Below are 415 nucleotides of genomic sequence, written 5' to 3'. Positions count from 1 at the left end.
CACCACCCCCGCCGCCTGCCGCGCCGAAGCAGCCTGCACCGCCGCCGGCCGCGGCGCCGCAGCAGCATGCGCCGACCCCGCCTCCTCCGGCACCGCCTGCAGCGCGTCCGTCTCCCACGCCGCCACCCCCGCCGCCTGCCGCGAAGCAACCTTCGCCGCCGCCGGCCGCGGCTCCGCAGCAGCATGCGCCCACGCCACCGCCGCCTGCGGCTCGCCCGACTCCGACGCCGCCGCCTCCTGCAGCGGGTCCTGCAGGGCGGCCCGCGCCTGCGCCCACGGCGACGCCCCCTGCTCCCGCAGCAGCGCCCACGGCTCGCCCGGGCACACCTGCCCCGGCGACCACACCGACACCGACTCCCGCGCCGACTGCGACTCCGGCCCCCGGCAGCACGCCCGCGGCTCCGCCGCCGGGCCG

General features: G+C 82.2%; 1 pseudogene. It reads right to left on the bottom strand.

Annotated elements, in window-relative coordinates:
• A pseudogene (locus tag AAE027_RS39515) lies at positions 1–351 on the bottom strand (hypothetical protein); the annotation flags it as partial.
• Positions 352–415: the final 64 nt, after the last annotated feature.

The sequence above is a fragment of the Bradyrhizobium sp. DN3 genome (genome assembly GCF_041357655.1).
Classification (GTDB): domain Bacteria; phylum Pseudomonadota; class Alphaproteobacteria; order Rhizobiales; family Xanthobacteraceae; genus Bradyrhizobium.
The sequence above is the reverse complement of the archived record's forward strand: the minus strand, read 5'-3'. Positions and strand labels throughout refer to the sequence as shown.